General features: G+C 42.1%; 25 protein-coding genes, 1 pseudogene and 1 riboswitch. Of the genes and pseudogenes, 19 read left to right on the forward strand and 7 right to left on the reverse strand.

The window, feature by feature from the left end:
• The first annotated feature begins 235 nt into the window (after nt 1–235).
• From CU633_RS05180 to CU633_RS05205, 7 genes are all read left to right on the forward strand, one after another.
• On the forward strand, nt 236–544 hold the full coding sequence (locus tag CU633_RS05180) for a YodL domain-containing protein (RefSeq protein ID WP_101658665.1): 309 nt from the start codon (nt 236–238) through the stop codon (nt 542–544).
• Nucleotides 545–722: 178 nt separating this feature from the next.
• Nucleotides 723–1427 (forward strand): purine-nucleoside phosphorylase, encoded by a 705-nt coding sequence (gene deoD / locus CU633_RS05185; protein WP_101658666.1) that lies wholly within the window; start codon nt 723–725, stop codon nt 1425–1427.
• A gap of 230 nt (nt 1428–1657) precedes the next feature.
• Nucleotides 1658–2548: a M15 family metallopeptidase gene (locus CU633_RS05190; RefSeq protein ID WP_101658667.1), complete on the forward strand. Its 891-nt coding sequence runs from the start codon at nt 1658–1660 to the stop codon at nt 2546–2548.
• Between the two features lie 125 nt (nt 2549–2673).
• Nucleotides 2674–4170: a S41 family peptidase gene (locus CU633_RS05195; protein WP_101658763.1), complete on the forward strand. Its 1497-nt coding sequence runs from the start codon at nt 2674–2676 to the stop codon at nt 4168–4170.
• A gap of 191 nt (nt 4171–4361) precedes the next feature.
• On the forward strand, nt 4362–4529 hold the full coding sequence (locus tag CU633_RS22740) for a hypothetical protein (protein ID WP_180954872.1): 168 nt from the start codon (nt 4362–4364) through the stop codon (nt 4527–4529).
• Nucleotides 4530–4670: 141 nt separating this feature from the next.
• Nucleotides 4671–5093, forward strand: coding sequence for a MarR family winged helix-turn-helix transcriptional regulator (locus CU633_RS05200; RefSeq protein ID WP_257958513.1), 423 nt, complete (start codon nt 4671–4673; stop codon nt 5091–5093).
• A gap of 89 nt (nt 5094–5182) precedes the next feature.
• Complete coding sequence (locus CU633_RS05205; RefSeq protein ID WP_101658668.1) at nt 5183–6007, forward strand: hypothetical protein; 825 nt, start codon at nt 5183–5185, stop codon at nt 6005–6007.
• A gap of 72 nt (nt 6008–6079) precedes the next feature.
• Here CU633_RS05205 and CU633_RS05210 read toward each other — a convergent pair whose 3' ends face one another.
• A complete protein-coding gene (locus CU633_RS05210; RefSeq protein WP_101658669.1) occupies nt 6080–6325 on the reverse strand; it encodes a DNA alkylation repair protein in 246 nt (81 codons plus the stop codon).
• Between the two features lie 101 nt (nt 6326–6426).
• On the opposite strand from CU633_RS05210, the gene CU633_RS05215 reads away from it, so the two are divergent.
• From CU633_RS05215 to CU633_RS05225, 3 genes are all read left to right on the forward strand, one after another.
• On the forward strand, nt 6427–6720 hold the full coding sequence (locus CU633_RS05215) for a hypothetical protein (RefSeq protein ID WP_101658670.1): 294 nt from the start codon (nt 6427–6429) through the stop codon (nt 6718–6720).
• 470 nt (nt 6721–7190) lie between these two features.
• On the forward strand, nt 7191–7919 hold the full coding sequence (locus tag CU633_RS05220) for a CAP domain-containing protein (RefSeq protein ID WP_101658671.1): 729 nt from the start codon (nt 7191–7193) through the stop codon (nt 7917–7919).
• A 162-nt stretch (nt 7920–8081) separates the two neighbouring features.
• Nucleotides 8082–8591: a GNAT family N-acetyltransferase gene (locus tag CU633_RS05225; RefSeq protein WP_101658672.1), complete on the forward strand. Its 510-nt coding sequence runs from the start codon at nt 8082–8084 to the stop codon at nt 8589–8591.
• 5 nt (nt 8592–8596) lie between these two features.
• Here CU633_RS05225 and CU633_RS05230 read toward each other — a convergent pair whose 3' ends face one another.
• Both CU633_RS05230 and CU633_RS05235 read right to left on the reverse strand, forming a co-directional pair.
• Nucleotides 8597–9067: an Hsp20/alpha crystallin family protein gene (locus CU633_RS05230; protein ID WP_101658673.1), complete on the reverse strand. Its 471-nt coding sequence runs from the start codon at nt 9065–9067 to the stop codon at nt 8597–8599.
• Nucleotides 9068–9103: 36 nt separating this feature from the next.
• Complete coding sequence (locus tag CU633_RS05235; protein ID WP_101658674.1) at nt 9104–9571, reverse strand: Hsp20/alpha crystallin family protein; 468 nt, start codon at nt 9569–9571, stop codon at nt 9104–9106.
• Between the two features lie 166 nt (nt 9572–9737).
• Here CU633_RS05235 and CU633_RS05240 point away from each other — a divergent pair, with 166 nt between their 5' ends.
• Nucleotides 9738–10514, forward strand: a complete 777-nt coding sequence (locus CU633_RS05240) for an SDR family oxidoreductase (RefSeq protein WP_101658675.1) — start codon at nt 9738–9740, stop codon at nt 10512–10514.
• Nucleotides 10515–10699: 185 nt separating this feature from the next.
• Nucleotides 10700–10846, forward strand: coding sequence for a YflJ family protein (locus CU633_RS05245; RefSeq protein ID WP_101658676.1), 147 nt, complete (start codon nt 10700–10702; stop codon nt 10844–10846).
• Between the two features lie 81 nt (nt 10847–10927).
• On the opposite strand, the gene CU633_RS05250 is transcribed toward CU633_RS05245, so the two are convergent.
• From CU633_RS05250 to CU633_RS05260, 3 genes are all read right to left on the reverse strand, one after another.
• On the reverse strand, nt 10928–11488 hold the full coding sequence (locus CU633_RS05250; protein WP_101658677.1) for a GNAT family N-acetyltransferase: 561 nt from the start codon (nt 11486–11488) through the stop codon (nt 10928–10930).
• A 291-nt stretch (nt 11489–11779) separates the two neighbouring features.
• Entirely contained in the window at nt 11780–12904 is a 1125-nt protein-coding gene (locus CU633_RS05255; protein ID WP_101658678.1) for an amidohydrolase, read from the reverse strand.
• Nucleotides 12905–12917: 13 nt separating this feature from the next.
• On the reverse strand, nt 12918–13697 hold the full coding sequence (locus CU633_RS05260; RefSeq protein WP_180954879.1) for an undecaprenyl-diphosphate phosphatase: 780 nt from the start codon (nt 13695–13697) through the stop codon (nt 12918–12920).
• A 174-nt stretch (nt 13698–13871) separates the two neighbouring features.
• On the opposite strand from CU633_RS05260, the gene CU633_RS05265 reads away from it, so the two are divergent.
• Complete coding sequence (locus tag CU633_RS05265) at nt 13872–14204, forward strand: DUF4870 domain-containing protein (RefSeq protein ID WP_101658680.1); 333 nt, start codon at nt 13872–13874, stop codon at nt 14202–14204.
• A 118-nt stretch (nt 14205–14322) separates the two neighbouring features.
• Here the strand turns inward: CU633_RS05265 and CU633_RS05270 are convergent, their stop codons facing one another.
• Nucleotides 14323–14817 (reverse strand): GNAT family N-acetyltransferase, encoded by a 495-nt coding sequence (locus tag CU633_RS05270; RefSeq protein ID WP_101658681.1) that lies wholly within the window; start codon nt 14815–14817, stop codon nt 14323–14325.
• Nucleotides 14818–14959: 142 nt separating this feature from the next.
• Here CU633_RS05270 and CU633_RS05275 point away from each other — a divergent pair, with 142 nt between their 5' ends.
• The 6 genes and pseudogenes from CU633_RS05275 (at nt 14960) to CU633_RS05300 (ending at nt 20295) form a co-directional block, all read left to right on the forward strand.
• Nucleotides 14960–15748, forward strand: a complete 789-nt coding sequence (locus tag CU633_RS05275; protein WP_101658682.1) for a hypothetical protein — start codon at nt 14960–14962, stop codon at nt 15746–15748.
• Between the two features lie 176 nt (nt 15749–15924).
• A complete protein-coding gene (locus CU633_RS05280; protein WP_257958527.1) occupies nt 15925–16482 on the forward strand; it encodes a TlpA disulfide reductase family protein in 558 nt (185 codons plus the stop codon).
• Nucleotides 16483–16657: 175 nt separating this feature from the next.
• Nucleotides 16658–16805, forward strand: a riboswitch (FMN riboswitch).
• Nucleotides 16806–16942: 137 nt separating this feature from the next.
• Nucleotides 16943–17596 (forward strand): riboflavin synthase, encoded by a 654-nt coding sequence (ribE, locus tag CU633_RS05285; RefSeq protein WP_101658765.1) that lies wholly within the window; start codon nt 16943–16945, stop codon nt 17594–17596.
• Between the two features lie 18 nt (nt 17597–17614).
• A pseudogene (gene ribB, locus CU633_RS05290) lies at nt 17615–18232 on the forward strand (3,4-dihydroxy-2-butanone-4-phosphate synthase); the annotation flags it as partial.
• A gap of 32 nt (nt 18233–18264) precedes the next feature.
• The gene (gene ribH, locus CU633_RS05295; RefSeq protein ID WP_101658685.1) at nt 18265–18729 is read left to right on the forward strand and encodes a 6,7-dimethyl-8-ribityllumazine synthase; all 465 of its coding nucleotides are present in this window, start codon (nt 18265–18267) and stop codon (nt 18727–18729) included.
• Between the two features lie 267 nt (nt 18730–18996).
• Nucleotides 18997–20295 (forward strand): NCS2 family permease, encoded by a 1299-nt coding sequence (locus tag CU633_RS05300; protein ID WP_101658686.1) that lies wholly within the window; start codon nt 18997–18999, stop codon nt 20293–20295.
• Nucleotides 20296–20476: the final 181 nt, after the last annotated feature.

The raw sequence follows: 20476 nt of genomic DNA on the forward strand, positions 1-20476 counted from the left end.
GGACGTGGCGCTCTTAGTCGGCCAGCGCTTGTCGGGGCTGACCAAGGCGCTTGCGCTTTTCTTTATGCGCCCGGAAAGAGAAAATCGTGACGTCCGGCTCGATTCGATAATTCAGGATAAAATTTCCATGCGAAAAACCCACCTATCGACAAAAGTAGAAGCTTTCCGATAAAGGAATCGACAAAGGTTAGCTTTAATAGTACATATACAGTTTAATTTGATAGGGGGATGCAGCATGTTAAAAGAGTTAACAGGCAGAAGGAAGAAAAATTATGATATTACGGTTTTTCAAACCCCGCAATTTAGGCAGGATAGAGGCTATACTCAAGTGTACCGGCTTGCAATCAAGGCGGAGGGACATCAGGATTGTTTTGAAAAGGTATTTAAGCTTTTCAATGTGCCGGATACAATACCCGCGGATTACAAGGGCAGGTTTATGAGTACAGGCGATATTATATTAATTGATGAAGGCTTGAGGGGCCATCATTATTATCAGCTAAAAGCGGGCGGCTGGACAAAGATTAACCGAATTCAGGTGAGGTAACGTAAAGAAAACAACTCTGACTTTCAGGGTTGTTTTCTCCTTTTTAAAAACATATTTTCCCATTAACCATTCAAAAAATCTGGTGCCCGGATGATTTTTCATGGAGAACAGAATATGTTATAGTTTGAAGGGATAGACAAGGATATAACAGCTAAAGAAAATAATGGAGGTAAATACAATGAGTATCCATATCAATGCAAAAGAAAATGAAATTGCCGAAACGGTCTTGCTTCCCGGAGATCCTCTTCGTGCTAAATATATTGCAGAAACCTTTTTGGAAAATGCACAATGCTATAATGAAGTCCGCAATATGTTTGGCTATACTGGAACGTATAAAGGTAAAAGAATATCAGTGCAGGGAACGGGAATGGGTGTCCCATCCATCTCCATTTACATAAATGAATTGATGCAAAGCTACAACGTCCAAAACCTGATCCGGGTCGGAACATGCGGCGCTATTCAAAAGGAGGTTAAGGTTCGCGATGTCATTCTGGCGATGAGCGCTTCGACTGATTCGAAAATGAACGAAGTTATTTTTGGCGCAGTGAATTTTGCACCGACAGCTGATTTTGACTTGCTTAAAAAAGCTTATGATGCCGGTACGAAAAAAGGCTTGAACCTTAGAGCCGGGAATGTGTTTACTGCTGATATGTTCTACAACGATCATGCTGAGCATGAAAAATGGGCGCAATATCAAATATTGGCGATCGAAATGGAAACAGCCGCACTCTATACTCTGGCAGCGAAGTTCAATCGCAAGGCATTGTCGGTACTGACAGTAAGCGACCATCTTTTAACAGGTGAAGAAACAACTGCAGAGGAACGCCAAACCACTTTTAACGAGATGATTGAGGTTGCGCTCGAGGCAGTAGTCCAGGAATAGCCAAATTTTGATTGAAAAAGGAAACAATTAAGCACATGATAAAGATACCTAAAATTAATTAGGTATCTTTTTTTTAAATATATATATAGAAGTTCTATGTAAAAGGAGCGTCTACAATATTTTAAAAAATAAATAATAAGGAAGTCTACTCATTTAGATCACTTGACGGATCGTGTTAAAATAGAAATAACGTGCTGAAATAGTGAACAAAGATGAAACAGGTGAAATGAATGAGGAGAATTTGGATAGTTTTAGGAGCTGGCTTGATTTTAAGCGGCTGCAGCCAGGTCGAGTCGATGATGGAGAAGCTTCCTTTTCAACAGGACGAAAAGGAAAGCGATGAACAGGAGGCAAAGCCGGAAGAAGATAACGTCACTCGTGACAACCGGGACAACAACGAACCCGGACAAACAAATACAGATGATAGCCAGACAGTAGGAAACAATTCGAGTGCAGAAACTCCCGCTCCCGGGACACCAACTCTGGAAGCGGCTTATTTTAATAGTGTAATCGAAGTGAACGGAAGAGCAATCATTCAAAATCCTGTTAATATTATGGCTTTGGTCAATAAAGATTTTGCCTTGCCAGATGGATATCTCCCCGAGGGAATGGTAAGACCGAACGTCCCTTTTTCCTACGGTGCTCAGGATATTGAGAAAAGCTACTTGCGACAAGAAGCGGCGACAGCTCTGGAAAACTTGTTTGCCGAGGCAAACCGAAATGGTCTTAAGCTCTATGCAGTATCCGGTTTTCGGTCGTATGAGCGCCAAAAAGAGTTGTTTGATGCGGAAGTCAGCCGTGTAGGGGAAGAAAACGCGAAACAGGCCGTTGCTGTTCCCGGCAATAGCGAGCATCAAACCGGCCTGGCAATGGATATATCGAGCCAGGGTGCAGGACTGGGACTAACAGAGCAATTTGGGGAAACGCCAGAAGGAAAATGGCTCGCGGAAAATGCGCACCGATTTGGGTTTATTCTCAGATACCCGAAAGGAAAAGAAAAGATCACCGGCTATCAGTATGAACCATGGCATTTCCGTTATGTCGGGGAAAAGAATGCAGCTGTCATTTATGAAAAAAACCTGACTCTCGAAGAATATTTTAATATTGTTATAAAAATTTAGTGTATAAAGAATGGCATGATAACATATAGACGCTCCCATAAGTTATAAGCTTACTTTTTCTTTGTTATTTTTTAATAAAAAATGTTATCCTAATTTTTAAGGTCTGAAAAAAGACTTGTTTGATGATGAAAGTGGTGAAAGATTTGGATCAAGAGAAAACCGAAATGGATAACAAAGGACAAGAAACATCAGACAGTCCTTCCAACTATATTAAGATAAAAAAATTCCGATTTGTCATGCTGTTGTTTTTCATCGTCTTTATCACAGCGGGAATTACAACATTCGCACTTGCGTTTGGTGACGAAAAAGCGGTCAATGTCGGAACGGAACGGCCGGAATTCAGCAAGCTGTACTCTGCCTATGATACGCTAAAGGAAATGTATTTTAAATCTGTCGATGAAGAAGAGCTCATTAACGGAGCCATTAATGGCATGGTAGAAGCTCTCGATGACCCATATTCAGACTATATGAATGAGGAAGAGGCAAAAAACTTTAATGAAAGCATCTCCTCTTCCTTCGAGGGTATTGGAGCTGAAATTCAGGAGCTCGATGGCAACATCGTCATCGTTTCTCCTTTAAAAGGCTCCCCGGCTGAGAAAGCAGGACTGCAGCCGAATGATATTGTTTTATCGGTCGATGGAAAAAGCCTGCAGGGGTTGAGTTCGACAGAAGCCGTTACATTGATTAGAGGAGAAAAAGGGACAGAGGTAAACATAGTGGTCCAGCGCCCGGGAATGGGTGAGCCGATGGATATTTCGATTATCAGGGATACAATTCCTCTCGAAACTGTTTATGGGAAAATGAGGGAAGATGGAATCGCAAATATCCAAATAACGAGTTTCTCAGAAAATACTGCAAAAGAACTTGTTGATAAGCTTAACGAGCTGCAAAAACAGGGAATGAAGGGACTTGTATTGGATTTAAGGCAAAATCCCGGCGGTCTGCTGGATCAGGCAATCAAAATCTCCAGTCTATTTGTCCCGAAAGGTGAAATTTTGTTCCAAATTGAAGACCGGAATGGCGACAAGGAAGTAGTTAAATCGACACATGAGAACGGGCCGAATATCCCGCTTGTTGTCGTGATTGATAAAGGAAGCGCCAGCGCTTCAGAAATCCTTGCTGCGGCGGTTAAAGAATCGGCGGATGTTCCGCTGGTTGGCGAAAAGTCATTTGGAAAAGGAACGGTTCAGCGCGCCCAGAATTTCAAGGATGGTTCAAACATTAAATTTACAACCGAAAAATGGCTGACCCCTGATGGAAACTGGATACATGAAAAAGGAATTGTTCCGGATTACGAAGTCCAGCTTCCACCATATGCTTCCTTACCTTTTATCAATCCTGATCTTGAGCTCAGCCGTTCCGCATCCTCTGCGCAAGTAAAAGCAGCACAGCAGATGCTCGCGGCAATCGGTTATCAACCGGGAAGAGAGGACGGCTTTTTTGATGAAGGAACCGAGAAGGCAGTGATCGCATTCCAGGAAGCTGAAGGCCTGGAAGCAACCGGAATCCTGAGCGGCCAATCAACATTAAGGCTAATGGAGAAATTGCGCGAACAGCTTGAAAACAATGATCCACAGATCCAAAAAGCAGTGGAAGTCTTGAAACAGCAGCTTAATTCATAGCAAAAAAAGCTCTCCTAATGTGGAGAGCTTTTTTGCGTTATAAAAAGTAACATAAGAATTGGTGAGATTGCTGCGAATAATTTTTCTTGCTGCTCAATGGTTGCGGTCATAAACGCAGCATTAAAATCATTTGGTTTGTCCGCGCTGCCACAGGGTATAAACATAGCAAAAGCAGATAAGGAGTGGTTTAAATGCCGTGGAGCAAAAACGATTATCCTGATGCCATGAAGAATCTCGATCCAAAAGTCAGGGAAAAGGCCATTGAAATTGCAAATGCGCTTCTTGAAGATGGTTATGAGGATGGACGGGCCATCCCAATTGCAATTGATAAAGCAAAAGAATATGTTGAGAACCATTAGTCCGAATCGTTACGTTTCCGCATTTGAGGCGGCCATTCTCCGCTTTTCGACGATCCATAAATTAAAAGGGCCCCGGAATGTTAATTGACAAACGGGCAAAAACATTTTTATACTTGCCTTAGTGTCTAAGAGAGGGCGATTGTGTTGAGGCAAGAACAAATTTATGAGGTCGAGAAGTTATTTCGGAACGTTTTTCGAAAAATGAGGCAGGAGCTAAATAATACGCTTGGCGACGAAGTCAATATCAATGAGTTCATTGTATTAAAAACATTATACTCTTCATCAGAGCCTTTAAAGGCATCATCCATTTCAAAGGAATTGAAGGTATCGGCAAGCCATATTACGACGGTAACGGACTCTCTCGTCAAAAAAGGATTTATCTCGAGAATCAGGTCAGAGAAGGATAGAAGAATTGTTGAAATGGCTTTGACCGGTGCCGGTGAATTGCTAGTAAAAGCTTTGGAAGAGAAAAAGTCGGACTACCTAAGGTCAAAATTTAATTCCTTCTCCGAACAGGAGCTGGATCATTTTATCCGGTTATTCCGTAAATTGAATGATGATTGAAAGTGCGCCCCTTGAGGGCGTTTTTTGTATCGTTTTTGATCATTAGGGCAAACTTTAAGAAAAACCGATATAGAAGTTGAGTGGGATAGATGAAAAAAATAGCTTTAGCGATATTGCTTTTATTGATTTGGACATTCGCAGACACGGCCGCTTCAGCGGCAAAAAAAGATGACCGGGTTCAAATGCTCCCCTGGGAAGAAGTAAACAAGCTTCTCCCTAAATATAGTACCTTTACTGTGGAAGACCTGGAAACAGGGAAGAGATTCACTGTGCAAAGAAGGGCCGGAAGCAGCCATGCTGATGTTCAACCGATTTCAAAAAAACATACAAAGACGATGAAAAGGATCTACAACGGCAAATGGAGCTGGAAGCGCCGTGCCATTATCGTTGAGCATAAAGGAAAAAGGATCGCAGCCTCCATGCACGGGATGCCCCATGGGGCGGGGGCGATTCAAAACAATTTTCCCGGGCATTTTTGCATTCATTTTTTTGGAAGCACAACGCATCGTACTGATCACATGGATTTATCGCATAAGTTGATGATTTTCAAAGCTGCCGGCAAGCTTGAGGAGTACTTGGCTGCCGCGGGTCCATCCGAACTGATAGATGCCTATGCTGCCGGTATTAAAGAAGAAGATGAAAAAATTCTAAAAAATATTATCCTGGAGAAAAGAAACTACATCCCGATTTTCAAAAAGGTTGAAAACGTAAGTATTAGCCAAATGTCGGCTCCGACTGAAAACGAGTTTCAAACCGACCTGTTTGTTTCTGTACCGGTTAAAATAGAATGGTATGTAAAGGGAGAGGGAAGAGTTAAGTTCAAAGGGGAGATAAACTTAATCCGATACTCCCCTGAAGGACCTTGGAAGCTGGACTCTGAAAAACTCCTTAAGGAAAACCGCTTCATCGAATAAGAAGCGGTTTTCAGCTGTTCAGGCGCTGTCGCAATGCAAGCAAACGTTAATTGGAATAGAGCATCAACTGTTCTAAAGTTGGTTCTGCCCAAACTTAATAAATGGTTGTTCATCTTGCACGAGGCCGCAGATTGCGCATTGGACTTTATATACCGGGCCCGTGTACGGCATATGAAAAGGAGAGAGATTCTCGTTTGAATACTCCTCGAGGATTTCTCCTGTTTGCGGATGCTTTTTTACCGAATGTGCCACTTGCTCGATTATATTAAAACGGCTCCTGTTTGTCCGGCAACTCGGACAGCGGTATGGTGTATTCATCTTCAAGCTCCTTTCAAAATAGATTTCTTTTATTTTTTGCAAAGTTGCTATCAATTATGTAAAAATATTGCTAATGATATTTTAAGGAAGGGGCAGGCAGAATGGATTATGATTATTTATTACAGCAATACCGATCGATTTGGAATCATCGGACGCTGCCATCTGAACAGAACAGCCAAGCCGTCCTGGACGAAGCCATCCTCCGTGAATTATTGGATGAGAATTCGCATCCGCGGGTCCGCCGCTCACGATACGATAAGTTTTACTTGGCTGTTAGCAGAATCATCGATTCAGCACTTCCGGATCACGATAAATTAGCGTTAATTTTACTTTATAAAAAAACCATGGAAACGATTAAGGCACGCGAAAGCATCCAGACTTCCGGGGAAATTTAAATTACTCCTTTAGAAAAGGGAATCAGTTTTGCAGCCATCATTGCTTATATATAAGCGGTATCCAGGAGAATATCCGGAACTTGGCGATTAAAACGGCTATTAAAGGCCGTTTTTTTGATTACTTTGACCTATATGAACAGTTAACATTGTAATCCTAAAGTAACATTTGTAAAAATAATAACGTTCGTAAAAACTTGTCAACCCTTTTTGTCTATCATATGTTTTCCAAGTTAAGCAGTAAACTTCCTCTTTAACTGGTTTTATCCATTCTAATATTATCCAATTAAATCCTATGAAAATATGATAACCTCATAGGTTCATATCGTTTTTTTAAAAGAAAGTCCTGCTAATCTAGTTCATTTGGCATGGTTTTGGAATATCCTCCCGCAATTATTACAAAAAACGCATGTTATGATTATTTTGCAAGTCAGACAGACAAAAAACAACGAGCTAGGGAGGAACTTTGATAGATGAAGAAAAAATTGATTTTTTCAGTTGCAGCTGCAGCAGCAATGCTGATGGCAAATCCAATTACAGATAAAGCAGATGCGGCATCCAACAGCCCGATTCATGCACAAGTTAAAGTTGTTAGCTATCAATCTGGCAATTTAACAAATGAGCAAATTAATAGCATTCTTAAGAAGTATATGAGCAACTACAATATTCAATGGAATAACGTTCAAGTACAGCAGCCTGCACCAAAGCAGCAAGTTGCACAGCCTGCACCAAAGCAGCAAGCACAAAAGCCTGCAGCACAGAAGCCAGCTACAAAGGCGCCGGCCCAACAGCCTGCTAAAGCTGCAGCTCCAGCTTCTTCTCAAGTTAGTGCATTTGAACAGCAAGTGTTTGAATTAACAAACCAGGAACGTGCAAAACACGGAGTTCCAGCGCTTCAATTAGATGTTCAATTAAGCAAAGTCGCACGTGAAAAATCACGTGATATGCAAGCGAAAGGGTACTTTTCCCATACTAGCCCGACTTACGGATCTCCATTTGATATGATGAAACAATTCGGCATTTCTTACAGAACAGCCGGTGAAAATATTGCGATGGGCCAACGTTCTCCACAAGAAGTTGTTACAGCCTGGATGAACAGTGAAGGCCACCGCAAGAACATCCTTAACCCAAGCTATACACACCTTGGAGTAGGACATGTTGCACAAGGCAACTACTGGACTCAAATGTTTATTGGTAAATAATCAATCACAGCAAAAGAACCGCTTTAGAGAGGCGGTTCTTTTCTTTTTTCCGGATTATGCGTATTGACGGGCGCAATTAGGCTAAATAGAATTCAATTTCTTTCATGAACATTTAAAAATGGGTTAGAATACTGGTTAGACATTGATGAAAAAGGTGATCACATGAATATTCGCGTCGGAACTGCCGCAGATATAGAAAGAATAATGGAGTTTGTTATACATACTGTTGAGATCATGAATCAGGAAGGTAATGACCAATGGTCTGATATATATCCCCATAAGGAGGATTTTTTGGCTGACTGCAAAGCAGGAAGTCTGTACGTAGCAGAAAAAAACGGAACAGTGACCGGATCAATCACGATTGACCAGGAAGAGCCGCCTGAATACGAACAAGCAAACTGGCGGAGTGATCAAGATTTTTTTGTCTTTCACCGGCTGGTCGTAGATCCTGACGTGAGAGGAGCAGGAATTGCCAGCCAACTGATTTCTTTTTCTGAAAGCTATGCATTGGAGAAAGGCGTATTTTACTTAAAAACAGATACTTATTCCTTAAATAAAAAGGCGCAGCTTCTGTTTGAAAAAAACGGGTTTGTGAAAGTTGGGACAATGGAATTCCTTGAAAAAGAACATCCATTTTATTGCTATGATAAATTCCTTTCCCGCACGAAATAGCGCGTTCACTCAGGCTGTATATAAATGGCCTCATTTTCATTCCGCTCGACAGGCAAGCTGATCTTTAACACTCCATTTTCCAAATGGGCTGCCATTTTATCGACAGCAATTTCAACAGGCAAAAGAATCTTTTTTTCAAACGTACGGTTCTGTCTTTCCTTTAAAAAATATTGCCGTTTTGGCTTTAATGTCCGGCAAACCCCTTTCATGGTGAGAGAATTGTTTTCGATTTTCAGCTCAATTTCTTCTTTTTGGATTCCGGGCAGTTCAGCTTCGATAAAAAGGGTCCCGCTTTCTTCGTAAAGATCGCAGCGTGGAAACAGTTCATTCTGGTAAAAGAGGCAGGCTTGATCATGTTGTTCCGGATTATAAGGCCTTGCAAGCTTGATTTCCTCGCCGAAAACATCCTCCCAAAATTTTTCAGAATGATAATTTTTTAAAATCTCGTTCCACTGTGCCAACTTGTTTACGTCCATTCTTATACCTCCAAATCTCTGTAAGGATGTATAACTTTAAAGAACATCTGTGATATCGATTTCGGAAAATCGCATATCCACGCTTTTTGGCATTCTAACTTCAAGCATTCCGTCTTTATGATGCGCGGTTGCCCCTTTTTTCCGGACGAGTGCGGGAAGGGTAATGGTATGCTTGTCATGGTCTTCGGGAATATGTTCAAAGATCATTTGGTTGGACGTATGGTACAGTTTCATTTTATGGAGCCACTCCTGGTTTCTGATCGGAATCCGCACAAAAACGAAATCGTGTGTTTCAAAGACAACTGCTTCAAGAGGAAGGATGCTTTGTTTTGCGACAGGATTGATCCCACTTGCAAACTCTTTAGGGTTTATCATACCTTGCATATGAGGAGGGAACATTTTACTCATCATTTCCTCGACATGCTTTTCAATTTCTTCTGGTTTAACCTGTTTCATCATATTTTTCATGTCTTTATTTATCGGGAAGAGATTCCACGGAAACAAAGTGAAGCCTCCTTTCAAGGCCGAAAGGGTCGCCAGCGTTATCCATTCTATTTTCAATATATGCAGGATCAAGCCTCACCGTTAAGGGTAAAAGTTTGCATATCACCGGTGAACTTTTTAGTATATTGGTAAAGAAACTAAATCATAAAAGAGCGGGGTAGTTACAGTGAACGGGAAAATCGCATTAATAACGGGAGGGTCCTCGGGGATCGGCAAGAGAACAGCTATCGAGCTCGCCAAAAACGGGGTTCATTTAATCATTAATTACCGAAACAGCCACGATGAAGCCGTTGCATTGGCAAGCGGCCTGACTGAAAGGTATGGAACCGAAAATATTGCCGTAAAAGGTGATGTTGCAGACGAAAAGCAATGCAGCAAAGTCGTTTCAGAGGCGTTTTCGTCATTCGCTTCCATCGATATTGTCATCCATAATGCAGGCCCTTATATCCATGAACGAAAACGGTTAACCGACTATACTCCGCAAGAGTGGAATTATCTAATTAATGGCAACCTGAATGGAGTTTTTTATTTATCAAGACTTCTGATCCCGAAGATGAGGGAAGCAAAGTGGGGAAGAATCATTACGATTGGCTTTGATCGCGTCGAAGCGGCGCCGGGATGGATATACAGATCAGGGTTTGCTGCTGCAAAAACCGGTCTCGCTTCATTGACGAAGACGATTGCACTTGAGGAAGCAGAATTCGGGATAACGGCAAATATGGTGTGCCCGGGTGACATCATAGGTGATTGGAAAGAAAAAAGTATTTCTGAGTCGTTGAATGTGGTTGATTCAGAAACTCCGGTTGGCAGACCGGGAACCGGGGAAGATATTGCAAGAGTCATTTGTTTTTTGGCGGAGGAAAGCTCTTCATTCATCACCGGGAGTATTATTCCGGTTACGGGTGGAAAGGACGTATTGGGGAAAGCTTACAAACAATCATAAACGAAACCCGCAGCCAATAAAAGCTGCCGGTTTCGTCATTATGGCAATGATTTTTTACATCTCCCCTTAAAGGAACAACGCAGATAAAGCGCATATAGTTGTTTGTCTATTAAACCCGTCATCTTTCATCATGCCTGTGCATATATATTTGACAGAGACAAGCATAATGAAAGAGGGGTAAATACATGGCGTATCGTGGGTCAAAAGGCTGGTATATCTCACAGTTGAAAGCAGCGGGTGTTACAAGGCATCCGGTTGAAAGAAGAAAGCTTGAACTTTATAAAACGTATGTAGTCCGAAATCTCTATTTGGAAATGATCGGGAAAAAGTGAAATATACTATTAAAAAAACTAAAAAACGCTCCGAATAGCTCGGAGCGTTAGTTGTGTAAACAGGAAGTACCCAATGTATGGTCAGGCTTCAAGCAAATGTGAAGCTTCTTGCTGCTGTGTCCCGTTCCTGAGAATCTGCAGTGTATACAAATCTTTGGGGATTTCAAATAAATCGTATACTTTGCCTGCAGCATTCAATTGATCATATATCGTTTTTCTTGTTTCATTCGCTATGATGGCATAAGGCAGTTTTTCGGCAGCCTTCCGTGAACGGACGTTTTCATGGCGGATTCGCATGAAAATCGTTTCAATGCCGGCCTCGTAAAAAAGCTCCTCAAAAAAAGCGTCCTTCGCAAGTTGATTGTATCCTTTTCCATGGAATGGCTTGCCAAGCCATGTCCCTAAGAAGCCCGCATTATCCTGGATATCAAACAGGTTAATCGTCCCGATTGGAGTTCCCCATTCGTCAAGAATCGTCCGCGAAATGATTTCACCGCGTTCTTCAGCTTCAATGGTCTGCTTCGTTATAAATAGAAACTCATCATATGAATAAGCTTTTTGGCGTACATAAGGGAAAACATCAGGGTGAACCATCAGATCATACAAGGCGTGACAGTCTTGAAGATCACGTTTCTTGAGCATGTGATAACCTCCATCCTGAGGACAGTCCGGATCCATCCCAAATAGACTCTGGGCCCACCCTCGAAATTTTTTGTAATGTTGCTAAAAAATTTCGGGGTGGGAATCGAACCCACTAGAACCAGTAAACTGGTGGCGCACCATTTGCCTTCCCAATTGCTCGCATACGGTTATTTACTTTTATAAAAGCTGTGAAAACATCGTACTTAAGGTATAATACTAAAAAAATATCAAAAAAGAAATAGGTAAAATGTTAATTTTTATAGCGGAATTTTCACATATTTCTACATAAAATTAAGTTTCTGTAAAGACGAAATTTCCGTCGATCATCGTCCATATTGGTTTAGCTAAAAAGTGGAAAGGATGATGGCTCCATAACACCAAATCAGCGTCTTTCCCCGCACCTATGCTTCCAAGCCTTTCAGCCATTCGTAAATTCCTCGCAGCCAATAGGGTAATGCCTTCAAGCGCCTTTTGCTCGGATAATCCTTCCCTGACAGCGATGGCGGCGCAAACATTTAAGTATTGAATCGGGATGTATGGATGGTCGGTTGTAATCGACACTTCGATTCCATGATCTGTCAGTTCCCGATATGTTCTCCATTGTTTATTCTTTAGTTCGACCTTGGATTTTCTCGTTAATGTCGGGCCAACGGAGACTTTCAAATTTTTCCCGGACAGCTCTTCCGCAATAAGATGTCCTTCCGTGCAATGCTCGATGCGGAGATCAAGATCAAACTCTTCGGCAAATCTTATTGCCGAGATAATATCGTCCGCACGATGGGCATGGATTCTTACGGGGATTTCTCTCTTTAATGCTTTTACTAAAGGGGCCATCCTGAGCGAGTCGGGTTGATCGGTATTTTTTGCTTCATAAAAAGCTTCGCGAAGCATGCCCATAATCCCCATTCTCGTAATAGAATCCTTATTTCCATGGCTGTGAATCCGCTTTGGATTTTCTCCGAAGGCAATCTTTAAACCGGCCGTTTCATGGATGAGCATTTTTTGAATGTTTTTCCCCGACGTTTTAATGACGGACGTCGTTCCCCCAATCACATTTGCGCTGCCCGGCATAATATGCACGGTTGTAATTCCATATTTGACGGCATCGGAAAATGCCGGATCCAGAGGATAAGCCCCATCGATTGCCCGGATATGCGGACTCATTGTTTCAATCGTTTCATTGGCGTCATTGCCTGCCCAGCCCGTCCCTTCATCGTACAGGCCGAGATGGGTATGGACATCAATGAACCCCGGAAACAGATAGCGCTGATAGCAGTCGATTATTTTTACATCACTGCCGGTGACAAGATTTTTGCCGACCAGCGCAATCTTGCCATCTTCCACTAAGACGTCACCAGGTAATAATGGTTGTGAGGTAATCGGATAGACTTTTGCATTTTTCAATAAAGTCTTCATTTGGCTCCTTCCTTTAAAAAACACCAGTGAACTGAAGCGCAAGTATTGCAAACCCGAGAAACCAAACATAAATGGCAAAAATCTTCAGCGATTTTGTTTTCAAAAAATGAATCATCCATACGACAGCTGCATAGCCGCATAGAGCAGATGCCAGTGTCGCAATCAGCAGACTGCTGAAGGATATCGCTTCAACATGCCCTGAATACAGCTCGCCGGCCTGTAGAACAATCCCGCCGGCAATCGCTGGAATCGACAGCAAAAAAGAAAAATAAGCGGCCGTTTCCCGGTCCAATTTTCGGAATAAACCGGCGGCGATCGTTAGCCCCGAGCGGGATATTGCCGGAAAAATGGCAGCTGCCTGAAAGGAACCAATGAAAAGCGCATCCCCATAGCTGATGTTATCCATATTCTTCGCTCCCTGTTTTACACGATCTGCAATCCAAAGGATGAAGCCGGTCACGAGAAACTCCCAGCCAATCGTTGTGCCGGTTTTTGAGATAGAATCGAACAAGTCGCTGAACAGAAACCCGACAAGCACAGCCGGAATCGTCCCTATAATGACGAGCATCGCCAATTTTCCAAACGGATTTTTCAGGATTTCGAACAGCTCATCCTTATAGACGACAAGCACAGCTAGCAGAGTGCCAACATGGAGCATTGTATCGAGAAAAAGTCCTGCTTCATCAAGCCCAAATAGGTGTCTGCCCAAATACAAATGGCCAGTGCTTGAAATAGGCAAGAATTCGGTTAAACCTTGAATGATCCCGAGCACGAGCGCTTCAAGCTTCGACAACATTGATCATCACCCTTTGTATCTTCGTCTATAATCATTTGTATTCAAGTTGTCCTGAACAAGAACAGGAAACATATTCAGATGCCGGGTTATTAAATTGAGGAAACTTTTTTTAAGATGGAACGTAAATAAATAATAGAAAGAACGATTATTCGAAATTTGGGGGAACCTGCAATGGATAGAAAACTACCGACTAATGACGAAAGGCTTCTGGCGACCGCGATTTATGTGAGCAGTTTTTTTACAACTTTTATCGGCCCGCTGATTATTTGGCTGTTAAAGAAGAACGACTCATCTTTTGTTGATTATCATGGCAGAGAGTATTTTAACTTTATGATTTCTTACGCGGTTTATTCGATCGTAAGCGTTTTATTAATGCTTGTCTTAATCGGCTTTGTCACGATCTGGATTATTGGGATTCTTACAGTGGTGTTTACAATTATCGCAGCAATTAAGGCATTTGAAGGGGAAGAATACCGAATTCCGTTTATATTTCGGATTCTCTAGCAAGCAGGGAAGAAGACGCGAAAAAGTATGCGGACATGATTGTTAACTACTAAACTTACGGGGCTGATTTCAAATCAGCCCTCATTTTGTAACAAATAGATCTGACTGTTGTCTCCTATCAATCGAGCCATTTATACATATAATATTCATTGACAGCTTCCCCATTGATAATCAGGGAGCCGATTTTTTCCCCTTCAACTTGAAATCCGACCTTCTTATAAAGGTGATAGGCTGGTTCATTCGTAGCAATCACAGTCAATTCAAGCCTTTTCAACCTTCGCTGTTTTGCCCATTCAAACAATTTCTCAAACAGCTTTGTTCCGATCCCCCGCCCGCGATACCCGGAACGGATACCAATGACTATATAAGCTGCATGCTGTTTGCGCTTTAGGGTGTTGCCGATTCCAATGATGTAGCCGGTCAGCCGGTCATCTTCTTCCGATACGAATATGGCTGTATGCGGATTCGCTAAAAATTGGCTAATTTTAGTCGCCTCTTTTTTAACAGACGATGTTCGTTCCCCGGGTTCGAAAAGCATTAAACCCGAGTCATCAACTTCCATTAATAGCTCAAGAAATTTTTCGGCATCTTGTTCTGATATTTCTCTGATCATTTACATTCCTCTTTCCTGTCTCAACTTATCTTCTGTTTTCATTTCTAAAAAAATCATCTTTTATAAAGAAGAATAATAGACTATTAAAAAGGATTCTTTCATTGAACATGAACTAGATTACACACAGGCGAGGTGCACAAGAATGACCATCCATCAGTACTATAAGCACTCGGCTGCTGCTTCATTAAATGGCAGCCTCCTATTTCTGATTCCACCCGGGTTAATATTAGGCATTTCGTTATGGCTGAAAATTCAGCTGCCCATTTTAGCTCTGGTTGCTCCATTTCTGCTGCTTAGCTTCTTCTCCTACCAAAAGCATCTGTTGCTTGAGGAACGGTCAAGAAGCAGCGCTTTCAGTTTTAATGATGAACAGCTGCAGGGAAAAAGTCCGCTCAGCGAAGATCAGCTGTTGTTAACGTTTCTTCCCGCTCCTTCATTGAGAATGCTCATATTTAACCCGCACGGGATTCTTGTAGGGGAAATCAAGGATCTCCGTTTTTGGAAATGGAGATGGCTGCTGCCCTATTTTTTAGATAAGTCGTTTCCGGCTCATTACGGATTTTACAATGGCCATAATCAATTGGCAGCCATCTTTAAAGTGAAAAAAAACGAGATTATCATTACCGACTCTGGGCAAACGGAAATAGCGAGAATTAAACGCAATTCAATGAAATCTTTTCACATCGATATGAACGGTGAAAGAATCAATATTCATTTAACGGGCTCAACTGTTTTTACAGATATTCACTATCTATGGACAGATGGAACACCGGAGATTTCTTTGAGAAAAGGCTGGATGCCGCTCGATTGGAGCAAACACTTTAAAGACCCAAACACACCAGTCGTAACCTTCAACAGCAAAGATTCACAGAAAAAGCGATTGGCGATGTTTGCACTTTTGACGCTGTATTATTGCTACTCGAACCATTAAGAAAACGCAATTTCACATTTGCAAGCTAAATCGATTTTTCTTGTTGTTTAAATAGTGTATGATAAAACCAGCCGCGATAGCTGGTTTTTATTCAATATTAACATAAAAAGGCTGCTTTTAAGATAAACGCAAAAGGGAATGAAAGTAGGTTAGCAGGGTTGAAAAGATTGTGTATAGTGGCAGCTGCCATCGTCCTTGTTTTGTATCTGGTCGATACGTTCGTCTTAAAGGATCATGAACCAAGAGACGAGGCTCCCAAAATTGAAAAGTATGACAAGGTTGATCACCCAAACGAGCTTCCGGTTGGGATAGAGCCGGGAAATCGGGTCCCCAATTTTGAATTAACGGACATCAATGGAGAGAAGATTTCCCTGGATCAGTTAAGAGGCAAAAAACTTCTGGTTAATTTTTGGGCAAGCTGGTGTCCGCCTTGCAAGAAAGAAATGCCTTATATGCAGGAGATGTACGAAAAATATCAAAAGGATGGTTTTGAAATACTTGCCGTCAATTCAACGGTTACTGAAAAAAACAGACAAGATGCCGTTGATTTTGTGAAAGAGCACGGACTGACCTTTCCGATTCCAATGGATGAGAAGAATGAAGTCTCTTCCCGGTTTGAAATACTCACATACCCGACAAGCTTTTTTATTGATTCTGACGGGATCATTCGCAGCAGAGCCATCGGCGGAGTAAATAAAGAATTTTTGGAAGACGAACTGAAAAGATTACCATAAGAAGAGGAGATGCCGTTTGCATCTCCTTTTTTTGTAACTGTTGTTAGCAAGATCCACATGATTAAAAAATTAACAGATATTCTGTGCACAAAAACCTGAATCTAAAAATTGCATAAATTAATACGTTAATGTACGATAGCAATAACAACTGAATCTTAGTATGGCTATATTTAATAGCCGCCTTCGGGGTCGGGTGCAATTCCCAACCGGCGGTGATGAGGCATTGAACTCTAAGCCCGTGACCCGTTTTCATAGTTTGGAGACGGTGGATTTTGGTGAAATTCCAAAGCCGACAGTGAAAGTCTGGATGGGAGAAGGCATAAATATGCGTTGAAAATACCTTTTTTCAACGTTTATTTTGTCATGGTTTTGGCCCCGTACTTTTTTTGTACGGGGTTTTTAATTGCTCATTTTTATGAGCCGAGATTGTTAAGGTGCATTTTAAAAGGTGGTGAGAGTCATTTTCACAGGAATCGTTGAAGAAATCGGGACGTTGCAGAATGTTACACAACAGGGTGAATCTTTAAAATTGAGCATTTCTGCCAAAAAGGTGCTTGAAGATGTTCAGCTTGGCGATAGCATTTCGATTAATGGGGTTTGCCTGACGGTAACCGAATTCAGTGCCAATTCTTTTGCTGCGGATGTGATGCCGGAGACATATAAATCAACGTCTTTATCGCTTTTGCAGAGAGGATCACCCGTGAACCTTGAACGGGCGATGGCGGCGAACGGCAGGTTTGGCGGCCACTTTGTTACAGGACATGTTGATGGTACCGGCACGATTATCCGTAAGCGAAAAAAAGATAACGCGATTTACGTTGATATTGAAATTCCCGAACACGGGATTGAGTATGTTCTCTTTAAGGGATCGATTGCGATTGATGGGACGTCATTAACGATTTTTGCAGTAGAAGATAAACGGATTACTGTTTCGCTCATTCCCCATACGAGTAAAGAAACCGTTCTTGGTTTGAAGGAACCTGGTGAGACTGTGAATATTGAATTTGATATGCTTGCAAAATATTTACATAACATCATCGAGAACAAAATCAGCAGCCAGCAAAAAAACAACCGGATATCTGCAGATTTCTTAAGGGAAAACGGCTTTATGTAGCTGAAAGGTGGAATTCACATGTTTGACCGAATTGAAGAGGCCCTTGAAGATTTAAGACGGGGAAGAATTGTCATTGTCTGTGATGATGAGGATCGCGAAAATGAAGGAGACTTTGTCTGCCTCGCTGACCATGCCAGCCCGGAAGTGATCAATTTTATGGCAAAAGAAGGCAGGGGCCTGATTTGTGTGCCAATTACAGAAAAATTGGCCGGTAAGCTGCGATTGGACCCAATGATCGAAAACAATACCGATTCGCACGGAACGGCTTTTACCGTCAGCATTGACCATATTCAAACCACGACAGGGATCAGCGCGTTTGAGCGGTCTTTCACGATCAGAAAATTGATTGATGAGAAAGTAACCGGAGAAGATTTTAAACGTCCAGGGCATGTTTTTCCGCTTATTGCAAAAAACGGCGGTGTCCTTGAAAGAGCCGGCCATACCGAAGCAGCTGTTGATTTAGCTATCTTATGTGGTGCGTCACCAGCCGGAGTGATATGCGAAATCATGAATGAAGACGGTACAATGGCGAGAGTTCCTGAATTGGCGGAGCTTGCCAATAAATTTGATATGAAGATGATTACAATCGCGGATTTAATTCAATACCGGCTTGAACACGATTCTCTTGTTCAAAAACGGTGAAATTGACATATTAGGAGAGAAACATGATGAAAAAAGTAATCGAAGGAAATTTAATTGGAACAGGTTTGAGGATGGCGATCGTTGTCAGCCGTTTTAATGAATTTATAACAAGCAAGCTGCTTAGCGGTGCCGAGGATGCGCTTTACCGCCACGGCGTTCAGGAAGAAGATGTAACGGTTGCCTGGGTCCCTGGGGCATTTGAAATTCCTTTAATGGCCAAAAAACTGGCTGAATCCGGCAAATATGATGCTGTCATTACGCTCGGAACAGTAATAAGAGGGGCGACACCCCATTTCGAATACGTCAGCGGTGAGACGGCAAAGGGAGTTGCAAACAGCAGCCTGCAGACAGGTGTCCCAATTATTTTTGGCGTATTGACGACCGATACGATTGAACAAGCAATTGAAAGGGCAGGAACAAAAGCAGGAAACAAAGGCTGGGAAGCGGCAACAGGTGCAATTGAAATGGCGAATTTGTACAAGCAGTTATAAGAGAAACCGAACAAGCTCCGGTACGGGGCTTGTTTTTTTGCGTTTATTTTATACCCAACCGATTCATGGCTTTCCACTTAAATCGGATAAGGTTTGGAACACATTTAGCCAACAGTAAAATCCAGTTTTTTTGAAGTGTAAAGCTTTGCAAAATGGTTTTTGTAGAACTAACCGTATTTTTTTGATAAAATACTGACTTGTGGCTTACCTGAACTTTTCAGGAAAAGCGGGTAGGGAGAGGGCTATTAAAAACTGGATATGATTTAATTGCATAAAAGGCTTAATCAATTCTTTCAGCTAGAAAGAAACCGGACATCGGTGAAACAAGAGATGCTGGCCGGTTCGGTCGGTTTTTTTACGATTGTCTATATCATTGCGGTGAATTCGCTCATCCTGTCAGAAGCAGGGATTCCTTTAGAAGCGGCGATGATCGCTACGATTGTGGCTTCGGTGGCCGGCTGCCTGTTGATGGGATTGTGGGGAAATGCCCCGATTTTACTGGTGCCCGGGATGGGAATTAATGCGTTATTTTCCTACACTTTGGTTAACTCGATGGGCTTGTCCTGGCAGGAAGCACTCGGAGTAGTTTTTGTTTCCGGGCTGATTTTTTGCTTCGTTGCTTTTTCAAATTATGCCAAAAAACTGGGCGAGGCGATTCCACATTCTCTCAAGGAGGCGATTACGGTTGGTCTCGGTCTGTTTCTCATGTTCATCGGACTTGAAAAAGGCGGGATTATCGTAAGGGGCAATAATTCACTGATCGCGCTTGGTGAGCTTGGGAATCCAGAAGTGGTTGCAACGATTTTGACGTTTTTGATTGCAATCATTTTGTTTTTGCGAAACGTTTCCGGCAATTTTTTAATCAGCATGGTCGCCGGCACAATGATTGCCTGGTTGTTCGGTTTAATGGGCCCGGGCACCTCGGTGGACACAAAGTTTACCTTGCATGATTACTCGACTGTTTTTGCGTCTTTTTCCTTTGATGGACTGCTTTCTTTCACTTTCTGGGTAGCCGTTTTTTCATTGACGATGGTTCTTGTTTTCGAGAATATTGGCCTTGTTCACGGTCATGTGAATTTTATCGGCAGTCCTGAGAAATTCACACGCGCTTTTCAAGCAAACGCTATTTCGGCGCTGCTTTCTGGTTTATTCGGCACGAGTCCGACCGTTTCAACGGCGGAGAGCGCAGCAAGCATGGCTGCCGGGGGGAGAACCGGGTTGACTGCTGTCACGGCAGGCCTTCTCTTTGGTGTATCGGCATTTTTAATCCCACTGATCAAATTAATCCCTGACAGTGCGGTTGCCCCCATTTTAATCATCATTGGCGGGTTGATGCTGCAAAATATCCGCAATCTTGACATGAAAGATCTGAGTGAAAGCTTTCCGGCTATGTTGGTAGTGGCGATGATTCCATTCACTTACAGCATTGCTGACGGAATTGCGATCGGATTTATTCTTTATCCAATTTTGAAAGTTGCCATTGGGAAAGCACGCGAAGTTTCTTTAACATTATATTTGATTTCTGCTTTATTTTTGATGAATTTTGTCGTTCATTTTATTGGGTAACAGAAGGGGCACCTTTTGGTGTCTCTTTTTGTTTTCCCGGTTTTTGTAATCTCTTGCTTGTTCTCGTCAAAATAAAGGAGATTATTGTTTATCTTGTAAAAAGTTTTCTGAAAGTTACAAGTTTCGACAAAGTTTCAAATGTCTATCCGCTAAAATGTAGAGGAGGACAATAGACATTGCA

Origin of the sequence: Bacillus sp. V3-13, from assembly GCF_002860165.1 — a bacterium.
GTDB lineage: Bacteria > Bacillota > Bacilli > Bacillales > Cytobacillaceae > Bacillus_BJ.